Source organism: Buttiauxella selenatireducens (assembly GCF_031432975.1).
GTDB lineage: Bacteria > Pseudomonadota > Gammaproteobacteria > Enterobacterales > Enterobacteriaceae > Buttiauxella > Buttiauxella selenatireducens.
Window position 1 is genome coordinate 4,275,033 of the sequence record NZ_CP133838.1, and the last position, 18,755, is coordinate 4,293,787.

Sequence of the window (18,755 nt, forward strand, 5' to 3'; positions counted from 1 at the left end):
ATATTCCTGTATTAGTCAAACTCCAGTTCCACCTGCTCCGGGCCTATCAGCGTGCGAAGCTCATTGAGCAAACGATCGCTTGGGGATACACGCCATGCTGCGCCAAAACGCAAACGCGCTCGTGCATCCGCTCTCTGATAGTAGAGATGTACTGGAATGGTCCCCGAACGATGGGGTTCCAGAGACTGACGGAGACGGTTCAAAAGCTGGTCATCAATTTGCCTGTCCGTCAGCGAGATAGCAAGCCCACGCGCATACTTTTCGCGGGCCTCGTCAATGTCCATTACTTCGCGAGCGGTCATTTTAAGGCCACCGCTGAAGTCATCAAAGCTGACCTGTCCGCTGACGATCAGGATACGGTCTTTTTCCAACAGATGTTGGTACTTTTCTAACGCATCTGTGAATAGCATCACTTCCAGACGACCAGAACGGTCATCCAGAGTACAGATGCCAATACGATTGCCGCGCTTGGTAACCATCACCCGCGAAGCAATCACCAGACCCGCAGCCGTGGTCATTTTACCACGTTCTGTCGGGTGCATCTCTTTCAGGCGCATGCCACCGACATAACGCTCAATTTCTTTCAGGTACTGGGTAATCGGGTGGCCGGTAAGATACAAGCCCAACGTTTCACGTTCACCGTCCAGTACCACTTGCTCAGGCCACGGAATTACGCTGGCATAAGACTGTTCGACCTGCTCCGGCTCATCTGCCAGAACGCCAAACATATCCACCTGGCCGATAGCCTCGGCTTTAGCGTGCTGATCAGCAGCTTTCAGCGCATCGGGCAGCGCATTCATAAGTGCTGCCCGGTGTGGCCCAAGGCGGTCAAACGCCCCGGACATCACTAATTTTTCAAGGATGCGTTTATTGAGTTTTTTAACGTCAGCACGCGCACAGAGGTCGAACAATTCGCGGAAATATCCGCCTTCGTTACGCGCCTCAATTATCGCTTCGATTGGACCTTCGCCAACACCTTTAATCGCGCCAATACCGTAAACAATTTCCCCGTCGTCATTCACGTGGAAATGGTACAGCCCGGAGTTAATATCCGGTGGCAGTATTTTCAGGCCCATGCGCCAGCATTCATCCACCAGGCCAACAATTTTCTCGGTGTTATCCATATCCGCAGTCATTACTGCGGCCATAAATTCTGCAGGATAGTGCGCTTTTAACCACAGAGTCTGGTATGAAACCAGCGCATAAGCTGCGGAGTGAGATTTGTTAAATCCATAACCGGCAAATTTCTCTACCAGGTCAAAGATTTTAATGGCCAGTTCGCCATCAACGCCACGAGACTTCGCACCATCTTCAAAACCACCACGTTGCTTCGCCATTTCGACCGGGTTCTTTTTACCCATCGCACGACGCAACATATCCGCGCCGCCTAGCGAATAACCCGCCAGCACCTGCGCAATCTGCATAACCTGTTCCTGGTACAGGATGATGCCGTAGGTCGGCTCCAGCACAGGTTTCAGGCTTTCATGCTGCCATTGAATATCCGGATAAGAGATCGCTTCTCGCCCATGCTTACGGTCGATAAAGTTATCTACCATGCCTGATTGCAACGGGCCTGGACGGAAAAGTGCTACCAACGCGATCATATCTTCGAAGCAGTCCGGCTGCAGACGCTTAATCAGATCTTTCATGCCGCGGGATTCAAGCTGGAAAACCGCAGTGGTCTCCGAGCGTTGCAGCATGTCGAAGCTTTTCTTGTCGTCGAGCGGAATAGCGGCGATATCAATCGGCTCTAAACCCTGCTTTTCCCGACGCGGGTTAATCATCTTCAACGCCCAGTCGATGATCGTCAGTGTACGCAAACCGAGGAAGTCGAACTTCACCAGGCCTGCATATTCCACATCGTTTTTATCAAACTGGGTGACCGGGTTTTGTCCCTGATCGTCACAATAAAGTGGTGCAAAATCGGTAATTTTTGTGGGTGCAATGACCACACCACCGGCGTGTTTGCCGGCGTTACGCGTCACACCTTCAAGTTTGCGCGCCATGTCGATCAGCGCTTTAACTTCTTCGTCAGCCTCATAAATTTCAGGAAGCTGCGGCTCGGCCTCAAAGGCTTTCGCAAGCGTCATCCCTGGATCTGGTGGGATGAGTTTGGAAATACGATCGACAAAACCGTAAGGATGCCCCAGTACACGACCCACATCGCGGATAACCGCTTTTGCCGCCATTGTACCGAAGGTGATGATCTGTGATACCGCTTCGCGCCCGTACATTTCTGCCACGTGATCGATAACCCGGTCACGTTTTTCCATACAGAAGTCGATATCGAAGTCAGGCATCGAAACACGTTCCGGGTTAAGGAAGCGTTCGAAAAGCAGATCAAACTCCAAAGGATCGAGATCGGTAATTTTCAGTGCGTAAGCGACCAGTGAACCCGCACCAGAACCACGACCCGGCCCAACCGGCACGCCGTTATCTTTCGACCACTGGATAAATTCCATTACGATCAGGAAGTAGCCTGGGAACCCCATCTGGTTGATAACTTTAAGCTCGATTTCCAGACGTTCGTCATAAGGTGGTCGTTTTGCGGCGCGTTCTTCAGGATCCTTGAATAAGAATTCCAGGCGATCTTCTAACCCTTCCCTGGATTTCATCACCAGGAAATCTTCTGTCGACATTTCGCCGGTTGGGAATTGTGGCAGGAAGTACTCGCCGAGGCGTACCGTGACATTACAACGCTTGGCGATTTCTACACTGTTTTCCATCGCTTCCGGGATATCGGAAAACAGCTCACACATCTCTTCTTCAGTGCGCAAATATTGCTGCGAAGAGTAATTGCGTGGGCGTTTCGGGTCATCAAGTGTAAAGCCATCATGAATCGCAACGCGGATTTCGTGGGCATCAAAGTCTGTGGCTTCGATAAACCTGACATCGTTGGTCGCCACCACCGGCAAACCCCGTTCATCAGCAAGAGCCACGGCAGCGTGCAAATAGCTTTCTTCATCGGGACGACCGGTACGAATCAGCTCCAGATAGAAGCGATCGGCAAAATACTGCTGGTAAAATTCCAGGCACTGATCAAGCTGTGCCGTATTTCCACGCAACAAGTTTTTGCCAATATCCCCCATGCGCCCACCAGAGAGCAGGATTAGCCCCTCGTTGAGTTCGGCAAGCCAGCTTCGGTCAACAATCGGGCCCGCAGCGCCATACCCACGCTGGTAGGCTTTTGAAATTAGCAGGGTAAGGTTTTGATAGCCGGCATTATCGCTGGCGAGAACGGTTAGATGGCTGAGCTCATCACCTAACAACTCATTGGCTACGTTAAAATCAGCCCCGATGATCGGTTTGAGCCCTGCACCATGAGCAGCACCATAGAATTTCACCAACCCGCAAAGGTTCGTAAAATCGGTGATAGCGATTGCTGGCATCCCCATCGCCGCGGCTTTCTTCACCAGCGGAGCGGTTTTTGCCAGGCCATCAACCATAGAGTAGTCGCTGTGCACCCGAAGGTGTACGAAACGTGGTTCAGCCATTTCTCATTCCGTTTAGATGTGTAACGTACGTCCGCAAATCAGGACGCCAGTCCGAGAGCGCGTTTGACCGGAGCAAAACTACGACGATGATGTTCAGTAGCACCATGCTCTGCCAACTTTTCCAGATGAAAAGCGGTAGGGTAACCCTTGTGTTGGGCAAAACCGTATTGCGGATAACAGAGATCAAGCTCTGTCATTTCACGATCGCGCGTCACTTTGGCAATTATTGACGCCGCGCTAATTTCTGCAACCCGGCTGTCGCCTTTAACTACCGCCAGTGAAGGCATCGGTAGCGCCGGGCAGCGGTTACCATCAATCAGCACATATTCAGGTACCACCGCAAGGCCAGCTACGGCACGTTGCATCGCTAGCATGGTGGCATGCAATATGTTTAATTGATCAATCTCTTCCGGCTCAGCACGGCCAAGACTCCAGGCCAGCGCTTTTTCTGTAATTTCGTCATACAGAGCCAGACGGCGTTTTTCTGATAATTTTTTAGAATCAGCCAGACCGACAATGGGATTGAGAGGATCAAGAATCACCGCAGCAGTGACAACCGCGCCAACTAACGGGCCACGGCCCACTTCGTCAACACCTGCAACCAGATGCGTATGAGGGTAAATAAATTCAATCATTGTGCAAGCTCCAGCACAGCATCTGCTGCCTGTTCATCGGCATTACAACGAATCTGCTGATGCAATTCGCGGAAGGTGTCGTGCATTTGGTGGCTTTGAGCACCGTCTTCAAGCAACGGAGCAAGTACCTGCGCAAGTGCATGTGGCTCACACTCTTCCTGCAACAATTCTTTTACGAGTTCACGGCCCGCCAGCAAATTCGGCAGTGAAACATAATCAGTTTTTACCAGACGCTTCGCCAACCAGAAGGTAAATGGCTTCATTCGATAACCGACGACCATTGGGCATTTGGCCAACATGCACTCAAGTGCCGCAGTGCCGGAGGCCAGTAACGCGGCGTCACTTGCGACCATGGCTTCACGCCCTTGCCCATTGAGCAAATGCATAGTCAGATCTGGAGCGACTTCTGCTTTGATACGCTCAAATTGTTCGCGGCGCTTAGCGTTCACCAGCGGCACAACAATTTCCAGACCAGGAAAACGTTCACGCAGCAAAAGTGCGGTTTTGAGGAAATCAGCACTGAGCATTTCAACTTCTGCCCCACGACTTCCTGGAAGTAACGCCAGGCATTTAGCATCAGGGGAAATACCTAAAGTCGCGCGTGCGGCATTTTTATCGGGATCGAGTGGCATGGCATCAGCCATGGTATGACCGATAAAGCGGCACGGGACGTTAAACTTATCGTAAAACGCTTTTTCGAAAGGCAGAAATGCGAGCACTAAATCCGTTGCTCTGCCGATTTTGAAAACACGTTTTTGGCGCCACGCCCAAACGGAGGGACTGACGTAATGAATGGTGCGAATACCTTGTTTTTTGAGATTGCCTTCCAGTGTGATGTTAAAGTCCGGCGCATCGATACCGACAAAAACATCTGGCTGCAATTCAGTAAAACGGCGCGTCAGATCGGCACGAATATGGAGTAATCGACGCAGACGCCCGAGTACTTCAACAATACCCATCACAGCCAGTTCTTCCATCTCATACCAGGCTTCGCAGCCTTCGGCTTGCATCAATGGCCCAGCGACACCCACAAAGCGAGCATCAGGAACCCGAGCTTTTAAAGCTCGAATCAGACCTGCACCAAGAATATCGCCGGAAGTTTCTCCGGCGACCAGGGCAATCGTAAGCGGACGACCAGGTTTCATTTAGCGAATCAGACCACGCGTTGAACGAGCAAAGAATTCAACAAATGCGTTCACTTCAGGATGTTGCTCGGCAATTTGAGCAATTTCTGGCTTAGCTTCTTCGAAGGTTTTCCCACTGCGGTAGAGAATTTTATACGCGTTACGAACCGCATGGATTGCTTCTCTACTGAAACCACGGCGTTTGAGCCCTTCGATATTAACGCCAAACGGCGTCGCGTGGTTGCCCTGCGCAATAACATATGGCGGAACATCTTGTGCCACACCGGAACAGCCACCTACCATCACGTGCGCACCAATAATACAGAACTGGTGAACCGCGGTCATGCCGCCGATAATTGCGAAATCATCAACGGAAACATGGCCAGCAAGTGTCGCGTTATTTGCGAGGATACAGCGATTACCAACCGTGCAATCATGCGCCACATGGGCGTTAATCATCAGTAAGTTATCACTGCCCACCTTCGTCAAACCACCGCCCTGTTCTGTTCCACGATGGATGGTGACGCTTTCGCGAATGCGGTTGCGATCGCCAATCTCCACACGAGTCGGTTCACCAGCATATTTAAGATCTTGGTTAACTTCACCAATGGATGCGAACTGATAAATCTCGTTATCACGGCCAATAGTCGTATGACCATTTACCACAACATGAGATTTCAGAACGGTACCGTCACCTATCACAACATGCGGACCAACAATACAAAACGGACCAATATGGACGTTAGCACCAATGACGGCACCGTCTTCCACAATGGCGGATGGATGAATAAAGGCGGATTTATCAATCACGTATTAACTCTCCCGGCTGCGGGCACACATCATCGTTGCTTCGCAGACAATTTTACCGTCAACAGTTGCCACGCCTTTGAAGCGCGTCAGACCACGGCGGGTTTTCTCGAAAGTAACTTCCATGACCATCTGGTCACCAGGCACAACTGGGCGTTTGAAGCGCGCTTCATCGATACCAGCAAAGTAATAAAGCTCACCAGGTTCCAGTTTGCCTACGCTTTTAAACGCAAGAATACCGGTGGCTTGCGCCATCGCTTCAAGAATCAAAACACCTGGGAAAATCGGTTTACCAGGGAAGTGGCCCTGGAAAAACGGCTCGTTTACTGAGACATTTTTTACTGCACGTAAAAAACGGCCTTCTTCAAAATCCAGCACGCGGTCTACCAGTAAGAACGGGTAACGGTGCGGCAGAAGCTCTAAAATCTCTTCGATGTGCAGAGTATGAGTGTCGGTAGTCAAGATACTCTTCCTGTCTAAATGTACCAAATGACAATAATAACACGGCCTGCGACTATCTCAGGATAGCTAGCAGGCCGCAAATCAGTAAGCACTAACGCGTCTTGGGCGGGTGACTTTTAGTCTTGTTGATTGATTTTTTTCTCAACGGATTTCAAGCGTTTGCTGATCTCGTCAATATTCATCACCAACGCGGCTGTTTTGCGCCACACTTTGTTCGGCTGTAATGGAATACCCGAGGAATATACCCCTGGTTCTGTAATAGGGCGCATAACCATGCCCATTCCAGTCACGGTGACTTTATCGCAGATTTCCATATGGCCATTGATAACACTGGCACCGCCAATCATGCAGTAACGGCCAATTTTCAGGCTGCCTGCCATGATCACACCGCCAGCAACAGCAGTATTGTCGCCAATCACAACGTTATGTGCAATCTGGCATTGATTATCAATGATAACACCATTGCCAATAATCGTGTCGTCCAGTGCACCACGGTCAATTGTTGTACATGCACCAATTTCAACACGATCGCCAATGATCACTCGGCCAAGCTGAGGGATCTTCACCCAGTTTCCGCGATCGTTAGCGTAGCCAAAACCATCAGAACCAATGACGGTACCGGACTGAACCAGGCACTGTTCACCCATCTGAATTTCGTGGTAAATCGACACATTTGCCCACAGGCGAGTGCCCGCACCAATGCTGGTGTTTTTACCCACGAAGCAGCCTGGGCCAATCACGACGTTATCACCCAGCACTACGCCAGATTCGATAACCGCGTTAGCGCCAATAGCAACGTTTTTACCCAACGTCGCAGTAGCATCAACAACCGCGCTTGGTGCGATGTTTTGTGCAGGTTGCGGCGTTGAATCAAGAATTTGCGCCATGCGAGCATAAGTCAGGTAGGGATTCTTCACTACCAGGGCTGCGCTATGTGCGAAAGGAAGATCGGCTTCAGTCATAACGACGGCAGAAGCCTGGCAAACAGCCAATTGCTCACGATAACGAGGGTTAACCATGAACGTAATTTGGCCAGCCTGGGCCGTTTGCATAGATGCAACGCCGGTGATGACGAGTTCGCCATCACCGTGCAATTCTGCATCCAACTGCTGGGCTAAATCAGCCAGTCGAATTGAAGACATTACTTATTTAACCTGTTTCAGAACATCTGAAGTGATATCTTTTACACTGCTGCCTGCATAAGCAACGGTGTTAGTATCCAGCACGACATCGTAACCTTTGTCGTCAGCAACTTTCTTCACTGCGCTCTGAATACGAGTAACCAGTTTGCCACGTTCTTCATTAGAACGACGTTGACGATCCTGCTCAAAAGCTTGCGCTTTAGTCTGGAACGCCTGACGTTGAGCCATCAGGTCTTTTTCCGCTTTGCTGCGGTCAGCAGCTTTCATGGTAGAACCATCACGTTGCAGCTTTTGCATTTTGGATTGCAGATCGCCTTCCATATTCTGCAATTCGCTCGCGCGGCCTTTAAACTCGTTTTCCAAAGTTTTGGACACACCGGTGCTCTGTGCAACCTGTTGGAACAGATTACCCATGTTTACTACAGCAATGCTGTCTGCAGCCTGAACACTGGCTGATGCAGCCATAGCGATGCCAAGACCTGCGGCAAATAACCACTTTTTCACAATTAACTCCTTACCATCCCGTATGTGTCCTGAGACACTCTTTTTGCGCGTGCCAGTTCTGCATTTAGCGAACTGGCATCAACGCGACACTGCTTATCCGCATTCCTTTGCGCAAAACAATTACCAGGTTTTACCAATGTTAAACTGGAACTGTTCTGCTTTGTCACCTTCATATTTCTTGAACGGTTGGGCATAAGAGAAGACCAACGGCCCTAACGGTGACATCCATTGCAATGCAATACCTGCTGACATACGAATGTTGCTTGGGTCACTATAATCAGGAATCCCATCCGCACCATATTTCTCATTGTCCCAATTTGTATCCCAAACGGTACCCATATCCATGAACAGCGATGTACGAACTGAGTTCGCGTACTTCTCGCTCAGGAATGGCGTTGGCGTGATAAGTTCTAAACTTGCCACGGCCATTGCGTTACCACCGACTGCATCGTCGGATGAGCAAACCCCACCAGCCTGGTCACAGTTATCATTACCTGGGCCACCAATATAGACCGCTTTCGGACCAATGTTGTTGGACTGGAAGCCACGCACCGTACTGGAACCACCGGCATAGAAGTTTTCATAGAACGGCATTTCTTTGCCGCTCAAACCATCACCGTAACCAATACGAGTACGACCTAACATAACCCAGGTATGATCATCATCAATTGGGAAGTAGCTTGCCGTATCCAGCGTCACTTTGTAGAACTCGTTGTCAGAGCCTGGTACGGTCACTTTACCGTTAAGGTTTACACGCGAGCCTTCGGTTGGGAAGTAACCACGGTCAAGTTTGTTATATGTCCAACCGTAGTTTAGCGTGAAGTCATCTGCCGCGAAGCCATTGTCAGTCGACGTTGTACCCGTTGTTTGACCCATGGAGTCCAGATAACGCCACATCGCAACCTGCGGTTGCATGTTGGACAGGTCGTTATGCACATAACCCATACCCAAACGCAACGTGTTGTTTTCATTAACCGGGAAGCCAAGAGTTCCATCTACACCGTAACTTTTGTTGGTGTAGTCGGAAAGATCCGCGTCATCTGCTTTAAAGTCGTTATAGAAGACACGACCGCCAAGGCTCACACCGTCAACTGTAAAGTATGGATCGGTTAACGACAATTCAGCATATGTCTGATAATCGTTTTTGGTACCGTTGATACCAACAGAGTAACCCGTACCTAACCAGTTATCCTGCTGGACACCGACCTGGAAGCTGATACCACTTTCAGTACCGTAGCCAATACCGAAGTTGAAGCTACCGGTATTACGCTCTTTAACTTTGTACACCACATCAACCTGATCAGGGCTACCTGAAACACGCTGCGTGTCGACATCGACGGTTTCGAAGTATCCAAGACGATTCAGACGATCTTTGCCTGAGTCGACAAGATCACTGCCCAGCCAGGTTCCTTCCATTTGGCGCATTTCGCGACGCAGGACAGAATCTTTACTGGTGTCGTTGCCTTCAAAGCGAATTTTACGTACGTAGTAACGGTTTCCGGAATCAACGTTTACATGCAGTTTAACTGTCTTATCTGCATCATTGATTTCTGGCTGTGTTTGCACACGCGGATAGGCGTAACCATAACGACCCAACAATTTCTTGATGTCGTCTTCCATTTTGGTCACTTTAGTACCGTTATACAGCTCGCCCGGCTTAAGTTTAGTCAGCGTCTCAATTTCCGCTGAGTGTCCAGCCAGGTTACCACTTACCGTCACACCAGCAATCTTGTACTGCTCGCCTTCGGTCACGTTGATGGTAACGTAAATGCTTTTCTTATCAGGCGTCAGGCTGACCTGTGTGGAATCGATGTTAAAGCGCGCGTAACCACGATCAAGGTAGTAACTGCGCAAAGTTTCGAGATCACCGGCAAGCTTCTGCTTCTGATATTTACGATCGCCCACCACGTTCCACCACGGCACTTCATCACGCAGTTGGAAATGCGAAATAAGTTCGTCAGTCGTAAACGCATGGTTGCCTACGATGTTGATTTGCTGAATTTTGGCCGAAACGCCTTCCTGGAATACCAGTTTCAGGTCAACACGGTTACGCGGCAGTGGCGTAACAACGGCTTTCACGCTGGCACTGTACTTACCAACGCTGTAATAGAAATCTTCCAGCCCTTTTTCGATATCAGCCAGAGTTGTTCTGTCCAGTGATTCGCCAACACGCACGCCAGAAGCCTCAAGGTTCTGTTTAAGCATGTCGTCCTTCACGGACTTGTTACCAGAGAAAGTAATACTTGCGATTGTCGGGCGTTCTTTCACCTGAACAACCAACGTTTCACCATCACGCAGTACCCGAACATCTTCGAAGTTCCCGGTAGCGAAAAGTGAACGGATAGTATTACTGATATCCTCGTCAGAGACGGTGTCGCCTACACGAACCGGCATGCTGAGGAGGGCCGCACCGACGGCGACTCGCTGCAGGCCTTCGAAATGAATGTCCTTCACCACGAACCCGTCTGCACCGTATACGGTGGCGCTGCTAAACAGCAGCGACGCTATGAGCAACTTTTTCATCGCCATCGTTGTTATGCGTTCTTCCTAACCTACTCTCTAAAACCGAGAGAAATCATTGAAAAGTGCAAGCCCCATCAACAGCACCAGCAATATAGAGCCAATGCGGTAACTAAAGTCTTGAACTCGCTCGGAAACCGGCCCACCCTTCAGCTTTTCAATCGCCAAAAAGAGCAGATGCCCCCCGTCCAGGACGGGTAACGGAAACAGGTTGATAATCCCCAGATTGACGCTAATTAGCGCCAGGAACATCAGATAGTAAATCAACCCAGATTCCGCTGACATACCTGCACCTTGAGCTATGGAAATTGGCCCACTGAGGTTATTCAGCTTGATGTCACCGGTTATTAATTTCCCCAGCATGTTGACCGTAAGCTTCATCAGTTGCCAGGTTTTATCCGTGGCTTCCGCAACAGCAGCAAACGGCCCATACTGGCGTACTGTTTTATACTCATCCGGTAGCGGGATAACCTTTGGTACCACACCCGCAAACCCTTCAGCCTTTGCTTTACCCGGTTTTGTATCCGGTATCAGCGTTAAAGACAAGAGCGCCCCTTGTCTTTCTATTTCTAGCTCCAGTGGGTGACCTGGATTGTCACGCACCTGACTAACAAATTCTGTCCACTGAGTGAGTGCCGCACCGCTGACTTTAACGATCCTGTCTCCAGCTTGCAAACCCGCTTTGTTCGCTGCGGAATCTGGCTGCACTTCTTGTAATACCGTTTCAATTTGTGGACGGCGAGGCCCGATGCCCAAGGACGAAACCGGATCCTGCTTTTCTGGTTCAAACTGCCAGTGGCGCAAATTCAGCGTTTTCTCAGTACGTAAATTTGACCCCAGAGGAGCCAATGTCACCTTCGTGCTGTCATTGCCAATTTTCGCCATCAGCTCGAGTTGAACTGATTCCCAATCAGGCGTTTCGATGCCGTCAATCGCTTTAAGTTCCATTCCTGGTGCAATTTGTGCTTCTGCCGCTATCGAGTTGGGCATTACTTCACCAACAACGGGCCGAACACCAGGGACACCGATAATAAATACCAGCCAGTAGGCAAACACAGCGAAGATAAAGTTGGCAATCGGACCGGCCGCAATAATTGCGGCTCGTTGAGAAACGGTTTTGTTATTAAAAGCATAATGGCGTAGTTCCGGACTCACCGGCTCAACACGTTCATCCAGCATTTTAACGTAGCCGCCCAGAGGAATCAGGGCAATGACGAATTCGGTGCCGTGACGATCGGTACGACGCCAGAGCGCTTTACCAAAACCAATGGAAAAGCGCTCAACTTTAACACCACAGCGGCGAGCAACCCAAAAATGGCCGAACTCATGCACGGTAATTAACACACCCAGTGCAACGATAAATGCAGCCAAATTCCAGAGTAAGCTCAGCATATAACCTTCCGTTAAATCGTCCTGAATACCAGCAATAACAGACAGGCAAAGACCGGTACTGCTGCTGTGAGGCTATCAATGCGGTCAAGGATACCACCATGACCGGGGATCAAGTGACCGCTATCTTTAATCCCTGCTTCACGCTTGAACATGCTTTCAGTTAAATCGCCCAGCACTGAAGCCAGCGCAGCGACGACCGAACAGGTCAACAGGATAGCCGGAGCCACTTCCAGATTCGCCCACATGCCAAACAGCAAGGAGATAATCGCAGAAGTGAACAATCCACCAAAGAAACCCTGCCATGTTTTGCCCGGTGAAACTTTCGGAGCCAGTTTATGTTTACCAAACATTTTGCCAAACATATACGCGCCGGAATCCGCACCCCAGACCAGAACCATCACATACAACAACCAAATTGAGCCGGTGTAATGGTTGATATCGTAATGCCAGTTACGCAGTACAATCATGCCCCAGAAAAACGGCACGATCGTCAACACGCCAAATACCAGACGCAGTGTTTTTGAATTGCGCCAGATAGATGCAGAGCCTGGATAGAACAACACCAGTAGCAATGCAGCAAACCACCAGGCAAGTGATGCCCAGAGTGAGGCCTCAATCAGCGGTATGTGAACCGTACGCTGGTATTCAGGCAATGCAAACAACATTAGAGCCAATAACAGACCGCACAGCACAGCAAGCCATACACGTTGTGAACGCGCTTTAAAGCCTGCCAGTTGTCCCCATTCCCAGGCGGCGAGCATACAGACCACCAGGGTGGTAATAGCAAATCCTACAGGTGGGAGCCAAAATAACGCGGCTATAACCACCGGGATTAAAATAAACGCAGAAAGCAGACGATACTTCAGCAAAGGTGACCCCCAACAGGCTTACTCACCACCAGGTGCCGTGCCGCCAAAACGACGCTCTCGATTTGCAAAAGCATGTAGTGCACCTTCAAAGTCTTGTTCATCGAAATCAGGCCAAAGAACATCTGTGAAATAAAGTTCTGCATAGGCAATCTGCCAAATCAGAAAGTTACTGATACGATGCTCTCCCCCTGTCCTAATTACTAAATCTACGGGAGCCAGTTCATTCATGCAGATTTGCTGACTTAGCATCTCTTCATCAATCTGGTCTGGACGCAATAAGCCTTCCTGTACCTGTTCGGCAAGATGCCGCACTCCCTGAATAATATCCCAACGTCCACCATAATTCGCGGCGATATTGAGAGTCAAACCGGTATTGGTACTGGTAAGAGCTTCGGCTTTGTTAATACGTTCTTGCAGGCGAGCATTGAATCGACTGGTATCACCAATAATTCGTAGACGGACATTGTGACGATGTAAACTTTTGACTTCACTGTCTAAAGCCCACACAAATAATTCCATCAACGCGCTGACTTCTTGAGCCGGGCGATTCCAGTTTTCACTACTGAAGGCATAAAGTGTAAGCGCATCAATACCGTTATTTGCTGCAAAACTTACAGCTCGGCGTACAGATTTCGCACCCGCTTTATGGCCAGAAATCCTCATCTTCCCCTGTCGTTTAGCCCAGCGTCCGTTACCGTCCATAATGATGGCAACATGACGAGCGCCATGGTCAGATTGTGATTCGCTTAATTGTTGGTTTGCAGACAACATAAGACGTAATTATTCCCAGATAAGGACTAAGCGGTACTCAGAATGATTTCAGCTTCTACATAAAAAAGCCGTGCTATAACACGGCTTACCTATCGTTCAGTCAGAAATTTTCGACCAAAAGATGGCGCAGACTATATCACTGAAGCACAAAGCTAACAAATGGAGGTACATCGGCTGAATAAATAATCATCGGGACGCAATACGTGTCACCAGATTTCGGGCAACCTCGCGCGCTTTCGCATCCACAGTAATCACATCGTCAACACTCTTTGGCTCCGTCAAATCAACACTTTCCAATACGGCTCTATTCAGGGCGGCAATCTCTGTGAATCGCAGTTGTTCGCGTAAGAAGGCTTCAACAACCACTTCATTCGCCGCATTCAATACGGTGGTTGCGGCCTGCCCCTGCTCAAATGCATCCATCGCTAATTTCAGACACGGATAGCGATCATAGTCTGGTTCCATAAACGTGAAAGTGCCAATTTTACAAAAATCGAGCGGCTCAACACCTGATACCACTCGCTCTGGAAACGCCATTGCATGTGCGATTGGCGTCCGCATATCTGGGGCGCCTAACTGTGCCAGCACGCTCCCATCACGGTAGCGAACCATCGAATGGATAACCGATTGCGGATGTATCAGGACTTCCATTTGCTTCGCTGAAGCATTGAATAGCCAGCGAGCTTCAATATATTCGAGACCTTTATTCATCATAGTGGCTGAATCGACAGAGATTTTACGCCCCATCGACCAGTTCGGATGACTACATGCCTGGTCAGGCGTCATCGCCGCCAAATCACCTAATGCGGTCTCACGAAAAGGGCCACCTGACCCAGTAAGGATAATGGACGAAACGCCATTACTCTCAAGTTCAGCGTACCCAAGATTCTGTTGGATGGATTCTGGTAAACTCTGAAAAATCGCGTTGTGTTCACTGTCGATAGGCAGCAACTGAGCGTGACTTCGCTGGACGGCATCCATAAAAAGACGCCCACAGGTGACTAATGACTCTTTGTTTGCCAGTAGAACCTGCTTACCTGCAGCAATAGCCGCAAGTGTAGGCAACAGCCCAGCAGCCCCCACAATCGCTGCCATTACCTGATTAACTTCATCCAGCGCCGCCATTTCACAAGCCGCATGCTGCCCTGCGAGGACTTCGGTGGGACTCCCCTGCTCTTTCAGCAGACGACGCAATTCCCCGGCAGACACTTCGTCATCCATCACTGCCCAACGAGGCTTGAACTCCAGGCATTGCTCAGCCATTCGTGCGACATTTTTCCCGGCAACCAATGCCGTGACGGAAAACTTATCAGGATTATGACGAACAACGCTAAGGGTACTGGTACCGATAGATCCGGTAGAGCCAAGAATGGTCAGTTGCTTCATAAGACGCTCTGGAATTTTAGTATGAAAAATCAGATAAAAAGTTTAACGCGCATAAAAACAAAACGCCGTAAACAATAACTGCGACGTTAGCCACAGCCTGCGTACGGCGTTTGATCCGTCATATTAACGGATTAGAACTGCATCAATTCAGTTTCTTTCTCAGCCAGGGCGGCGTCTACTTTTTTGATAGCAGCATCAGTCATTTTCTGAACGTCATCCTGGGAACGACGATCATCATCTTCACTGATTTCTTTATCTTTCAGCAAGTTTTTGACTTTGTCGTTAGCGTCACGACGCACGTTACGTACAGCAACGCGAGCGCCTTCAGCTTCACCGCGAACAACTTTGATCAGGTCTTTACGACGTTCTTCAGTCAGCGCTGGTAGTGGCACACGAATATCGCTACCTGCTGAACTTGGGTTCAGACCGAGATCAGAAGCCATAATCGCTTTCTCAACTGCTGGGCCTAAAGAACGGTCAAACACGTTGATTTTCAGAGTGCGTGAATCTTCAACCGTGACACTTGCCAGTTGGCGCAGTGGGGTCGGAGTTCCGTAATATTCAACAATGATACCGTCCAGCAGGGACGGAGAAGCACGGCCAGTACGGATTTTACCGATTTGGTTTTTGAATGCTTCTACGCATTTTTCCATACGCACTTCGGCATCTTTTCTAATATCGCTAATCACGTTACGAATCCTTGAAAACTGGTTTAGGGCAGACCACACTTCACGCCGCGATGCAGACGCTGCGAGCTAAGTATAGCCCTGTTTATTCATGGCGCCCGTTGGGGTTGCCTGTTACTCAAACTGTTCAGAGTATTTGAAACTGAATATTACCCTGATTAAGCATCGACTGAAATTAATCAGTGATTAATGTGCCTTCTTTTTCACCCATAACCACACGACGTAATGCACCAGGCTTGTTCATGTTGAAAACACGAATTGGCAATTTGTGGTCGCGAGCCAGGGTAAACGCTGCCAGATCCATTACTTTCAGCTCTTTATCCAGCACTTCAGTGTAAGTCAGTTGCTCATAAAGCGTTGCGGTAGGATCTTTCACCGGATCGGCAGTAAATACACCATCAACTTTAGTAGCTTTTAATACGACGTCGGCTTCGATTTCAATCCCGCGCAGGCACGCTGCGGAATCTGTGGTGAAGAACGGGTTACCCGTACCAGCAGCCAGGATAACTACGCGGTTATTTCGCAGCAAGCTGATTGCTTCTGCCCAGCTGTAGTTATCGCACACGCCATTCAATGGAATAGCGGACATCAGGCGAGCGTTCACATAGGCGCGATGGAGAGCATCACGCATTGCCAGGCCGTTCATGACGGTAGCCAGCATGCCCATGTGGTCGCCCACAACACGGTTCATGCCTGCTTTCGCAAGACCTGCACCGCGGAATAAGTTGCCACCACCAATCACCACCCCGACCTGAATGCCCAATTCAACCAGCTCTTTAATTTCCTGAGCCATACGATCAAGGATGCTAGCATCAATACCGAAGCCTTCGGTACCTTGCAGAGCTTCGCCGCTTAGCTTGAGCAGAATGCGTTTGTAGACAGGTTTTGCATTGGTAGCCATGATTCTTTCCTGGGAACAGTCAACGAATGGGGATGGTTAATTCAGGCGACATTGTGTCGCATATCAGCAAGTTCTGTATCAGAGCAGACTGATTTTTAAAGCCAGATAAAAAGGAACCGCCAATTGGCGGCTCCCTTTAAAAATTAAGACTGCTTGGACATTGCAGCAACTTCTGCTGCGAAGTCAGTCTCAACTTTCTGGATGCCTTCGCCCACTTCAAAGCGGATGAAGCCAGTCACGTCAGCATTGTGCTCTTTCAGCAGCTGCGCAACAGTTTTGCTTGGGTCGATTACGAAAGGTTGACCAGTCAGAGAAACTTCACCGGTGAATTTCTTCATGCGGCCTTCAACCATTTTCTCTGCGATTTCTTTCGGCTTACCAGACTGCATAGCGATGTCCAGCTGAACCTGGTACTCTTTCTCAACAACTTCAGCAGACACGTCTTCTGGCTTAACGAATTCTGGTTTGCTTGCAGCAACATGCATAGCGATTTGCTTAACCAGTTCTTCGTCAGCGCCTTTAGCAGCAACAACAACACCGATGCGAGCACCGTGCAGGTAGCTACCCAGAACATCGCCTTCCAGAACAGCAACACGACGAATGTTGATGTTCTCACCGATTTTAGCAACCAGTGCAACACGCTCTTCTTCGAACTGTGCTTTCAGCACTTCGATGTCAGTAACTTTGCCTGCAGCAGCAGCGTCCAGTACTTTGTCAGCAAATGCCTGGAAACCACCATCTTTAGCAACGAAGTCAGTCTGGCAGTTAACTTCCAGAATCACAGCATAGCCGTCTGCAATTTTAGTTTTGATCACGCCGTCAGCAGCTACGTTGCCTGCTTTTTTAGCTGCTTTGATCGCACCAGACTTACGCATGTTTTCGATTGCCAGCTCGATGTCGCCATTAGCTTCAGTCAGTGCTTTTTTGCAATCCATCATGCCTGCGCCAGTACGCTCACGCAGTTCTTTTACCAGAGCAGCAGTAATATCAGCCATTCTAAAATCCTCGGTTATCTCGTAGAGAGAGATAAGCCCTGGTCCACGGAACAGACGAACCCTGGCTCAAAATAAAAAGGGGGCCTGAGACAGGCCCCCTAACCAAACTATTCAATACCTGGTTAATACCCTTTATCTTTTAAGCCGCTGCGGCGTTGGCTGCAACTTAAAATCTATTGGGTATAAGGGCTCAAATAAGAGCGAACCTTATTATTCAGCTTCTACGAAGCTTTCTTCTGCCTGAGAAGCCAGATCCTGAGAACGGCCTTCACGAACGGTAGCAGCTACAGCACCCAGGTACAGGGTTACAGCACGGATTGCATCGTCGTTACCAGGGATAACGAAATCAACGCCATCTGGATCGGAGTTAGTATCAACGATAGAGAATACTGGGATACCCAGGTTGTTCGCTTCTTTGATTGCAATGTGTTCGTGATCAGCGTCGATTACAAACAGAGCATCCGGCAGACCGCCCATATCTTTGATACCGCCCAGGCTGTTTTCTAACTTCTCCAGCTCACGGGTACGCATCAGTGCTTCTTTTTTGGTCAGCTTGTCGAAGGTACCGTCTTGGGACTGGATTTCCAGATCTTTCAGACGTTTGATGGACTGACGAACGGTTTTCCAGTTAGTCAGCATACCGCCCAACCAGCGATGGTTCACGAAGAACTGATCGCAGCTCAGAGCAGCGTCTTTTACTGGTTCGCTTGCTGCGCGCTTAGTACCAACGAAAAGGATTTTGCCTTTACGAGAAGAGATCTTGCTCAGTTCAGCCAAAGCTTCGTTGAACATAGGTACAGTTTTTTCAAGGTTGATGATGTGAACTTTGTTACGAGCGCCGAAGATGAAAGGCTTCATTTTCGGGTTCCAGTAACGGGTTTGGTGACCGAAGTGAACACCAGCCTTGAGCATGTCGCGCATGGAAACAGTTGCCATGTTTAAAACCTCTATATAAAAGTATGGGGTTAAGCCTCCACGTATCCCATATTACCGACCCCAAAGGGCACCCCGGAATATGTGTCGATACGTGTGTGTTATTTACACAAAGTGAGAGTGTTGGCTGTATC

The 18,755-nt window shown here is 49.3% G+C and carries 16 protein-coding genes; all 16 read right to left on the reverse strand.

Annotation, left to right across the window (positions count from 1 at the left end):
• Window positions 1-11: 11 nt before the first annotated feature.
• The 16 genes from dnaE to rpsB all read right to left on the reverse strand — a co-directional run bounded on the left by dnaE (window position 12) and on the right by rpsB (window position 18,624).
• Window positions 12-3,494, reverse strand: coding sequence for a DNA polymerase III subunit alpha (dnaE, locus tag RHD99_RS19655; protein ID WP_309876067.1), 3,483 nt, complete (start codon window positions 3,492-3,494; stop codon window positions 12-14).
• Between the two features lie 38 nt (window positions 3,495-3,532).
• Window positions 3,533-4,129: a ribonuclease HII gene (gene rnhB / locus RHD99_RS19660; RefSeq protein ID WP_270140467.1), complete on the reverse strand. Its 597-nt coding sequence runs from the start codon at window positions 4,127-4,129 to the stop codon at window positions 3,533-3,535.
• Window positions 4,126-5,274: a lipid-A-disaccharide synthase gene (gene lpxB / locus RHD99_RS19665; protein ID WP_309876069.1), complete on the reverse strand. Its 1,149-nt coding sequence runs from the start codon at window positions 5,272-5,274 to the stop codon at window positions 4,126-4,128. The genes rnhB and lpxB overlap by 4 nt, the downstream gene beginning before the upstream one ends.
• A complete protein-coding gene (lpxA, locus tag RHD99_RS19670) occupies window positions 5,275-6,063 on the reverse strand; it encodes an acyl-ACP--UDP-N-acetylglucosamine O-acyltransferase (protein ID WP_309876071.1) in 789 nt (262 codons plus the stop codon).
• Between the two features lie 3 nt (window positions 6,064-6,066).
• Entirely contained in the window at window positions 6,067-6,522 is a 456-nt protein-coding gene (fabZ, locus tag RHD99_RS19675; RefSeq protein ID WP_121264562.1) for a 3-hydroxyacyl-ACP dehydratase FabZ, read from the reverse strand.
• A gap of 116 nt (window positions 6,523-6,638) precedes the next feature.
• On the reverse strand, window positions 6,639-7,664 hold the full coding sequence (gene lpxD / locus RHD99_RS19680) for a UDP-3-O-(3-hydroxymyristoyl)glucosamine N-acyltransferase (protein ID WP_309876072.1): 1,026 nt from the start codon (window positions 7,662-7,664) through the stop codon (window positions 6,639-6,641).
• A gap of 3 nt (window positions 7,665-7,667) precedes the next feature.
• Window positions 7,668-8,168: a molecular chaperone Skp gene (skp, locus tag RHD99_RS19685; RefSeq protein ID WP_309876074.1), complete on the reverse strand. Its 501-nt coding sequence runs from the start codon at window positions 8,166-8,168 to the stop codon at window positions 7,668-7,670.
• Window positions 8,169-8,288: 120 nt separating this feature from the next.
• Window positions 8,289-10,697 (reverse strand): outer membrane protein assembly factor BamA, encoded by a 2,409-nt coding sequence (gene bamA, locus RHD99_RS19690; protein WP_309876075.1) that lies wholly within the window; start codon window positions 10,695-10,697, stop codon window positions 8,289-8,291.
• 30 nt (window positions 10,698-10,727) lie between these two features.
• Entirely contained in the window at window positions 10,728-12,080 is a 1,353-nt protein-coding gene (gene rseP / locus RHD99_RS19695; RefSeq protein ID WP_309876076.1) for a sigma E protease regulator RseP, read from the reverse strand.
• An 11-nt stretch (window positions 12,081-12,091) separates the two neighbouring features.
• Window positions 12,092-12,949, reverse strand: a complete 858-nt coding sequence (gene cdsA / locus RHD99_RS19700; protein WP_309876077.1) for a phosphatidate cytidylyltransferase — start codon at window positions 12,947-12,949, stop codon at window positions 12,092-12,094.
• An 18-nt stretch (window positions 12,950-12,967) separates the two neighbouring features.
• Window positions 12,968-13,720 (reverse strand): (2E,6E)-farnesyl-diphosphate-specific ditrans,polycis-undecaprenyl-diphosphate synthase, encoded by a 753-nt coding sequence (gene ispU / locus RHD99_RS19705; RefSeq protein ID WP_183272834.1) that lies wholly within the window; start codon window positions 13,718-13,720, stop codon window positions 12,968-12,970.
• 186 nt (window positions 13,721-13,906) lie between these two features.
• On the reverse strand, window positions 13,907-15,106 hold the full coding sequence (gene ispC / locus RHD99_RS19710; RefSeq protein WP_309876078.1) for a 1-deoxy-D-xylulose-5-phosphate reductoisomerase: 1,200 nt from the start codon (window positions 15,104-15,106) through the stop codon (window positions 13,907-13,909).
• Between the two features lie 131 nt (window positions 15,107-15,237).
• Window positions 15,238-15,795, reverse strand: coding sequence for a ribosome recycling factor (gene frr, locus RHD99_RS19715; protein ID WP_309876079.1), 558 nt, complete (start codon window positions 15,793-15,795; stop codon window positions 15,238-15,240).
• 172 nt (window positions 15,796-15,967) lie between these two features.
• Window positions 15,968-16,693, reverse strand: coding sequence for a UMP kinase (pyrH, locus tag RHD99_RS19720; protein ID WP_183272831.1), 726 nt, complete (start codon window positions 16,691-16,693; stop codon window positions 15,968-15,970).
• 143 nt (window positions 16,694-16,836) lie between these two features.
• Complete coding sequence (gene tsf, locus RHD99_RS19725; protein WP_183272830.1) at window positions 16,837-17,688, reverse strand: translation elongation factor Ts; 852 nt, start codon at window positions 17,686-17,688, stop codon at window positions 16,837-16,839.
• Between the two features lie 210 nt (window positions 17,689-17,898).
• Window positions 17,899-18,624, reverse strand: coding sequence for a 30S ribosomal protein S2 (gene rpsB, locus RHD99_RS19730; RefSeq protein ID WP_183272829.1), 726 nt, complete (start codon window positions 18,622-18,624; stop codon window positions 17,899-17,901).
• Window positions 18,625-18,755: the final 131 nt, after the last annotated feature.

Coding starts and splice junctions, on each gene's coding strand:
- lpxD (WP_309876072.1), bottom strand. CDS start 7,664: ATGTCTTCAATTCGACTGGCTGATTTAGCCCAGCAGTTGGATGCAGAA.
- rseP (WP_309876076.1), bottom strand. CDS start 12,080: ATGCTGAGCTTACTCTGGAATTTGGCTGCATTTATCGTTGCACTGGGT.
- lpxB (WP_309876069.1), bottom strand. CDS start 5,274: ATGAAACCTGGTCGTCCGCTTACGATTGCCCTGGTCGCCGGAGAAACT.
- tsf (WP_183272830.1), bottom strand. CDS start 17,688: ATGGCTGATATTACTGCTGCTCTGGTAAAAGAACTGCGTGAGCGTACT.
- pyrH (WP_183272831.1), bottom strand. CDS start 16,693: ATGGCTACCAATGCAAAACCTGTCTACAAACGCATTCTGCTCAAGCTA.
- ispU (WP_183272834.1), bottom strand. CDS start 13,720: ATGTTGTCTGCAAACCAACAATTAAGCGAATCACAATCTGACCATGGC.
- dnaE (WP_309876067.1), bottom strand. CDS start 3,494: ATGGCTGAACCACGTTTCGTACACCTTCGGGTGCACAGCGACTACTCT.
- rnhB (WP_270140467.1), bottom strand. CDS start 4,129: ATGATTGAATTTATTTACCCTCATACGCATCTGGTTGCAGGTGTTGAC.
- ispC (WP_309876078.1), bottom strand. CDS start 15,106: ATGAAGCAACTGACCATTCTTGGCTCTACCGGATCTATCGGTACCAGT.
- rpsB (WP_183272829.1), bottom strand. CDS start 18,624: ATGGCAACTGTTTCCATGCGCGACATGCTCAAGGCTGGTGTTCACTTC.
- bamA (WP_309876075.1), bottom strand. CDS start 10,697: ATGGCGATGAAAAAGTTGCTCATAGCGTCGCTGCTGTTTAGCAGCGCC.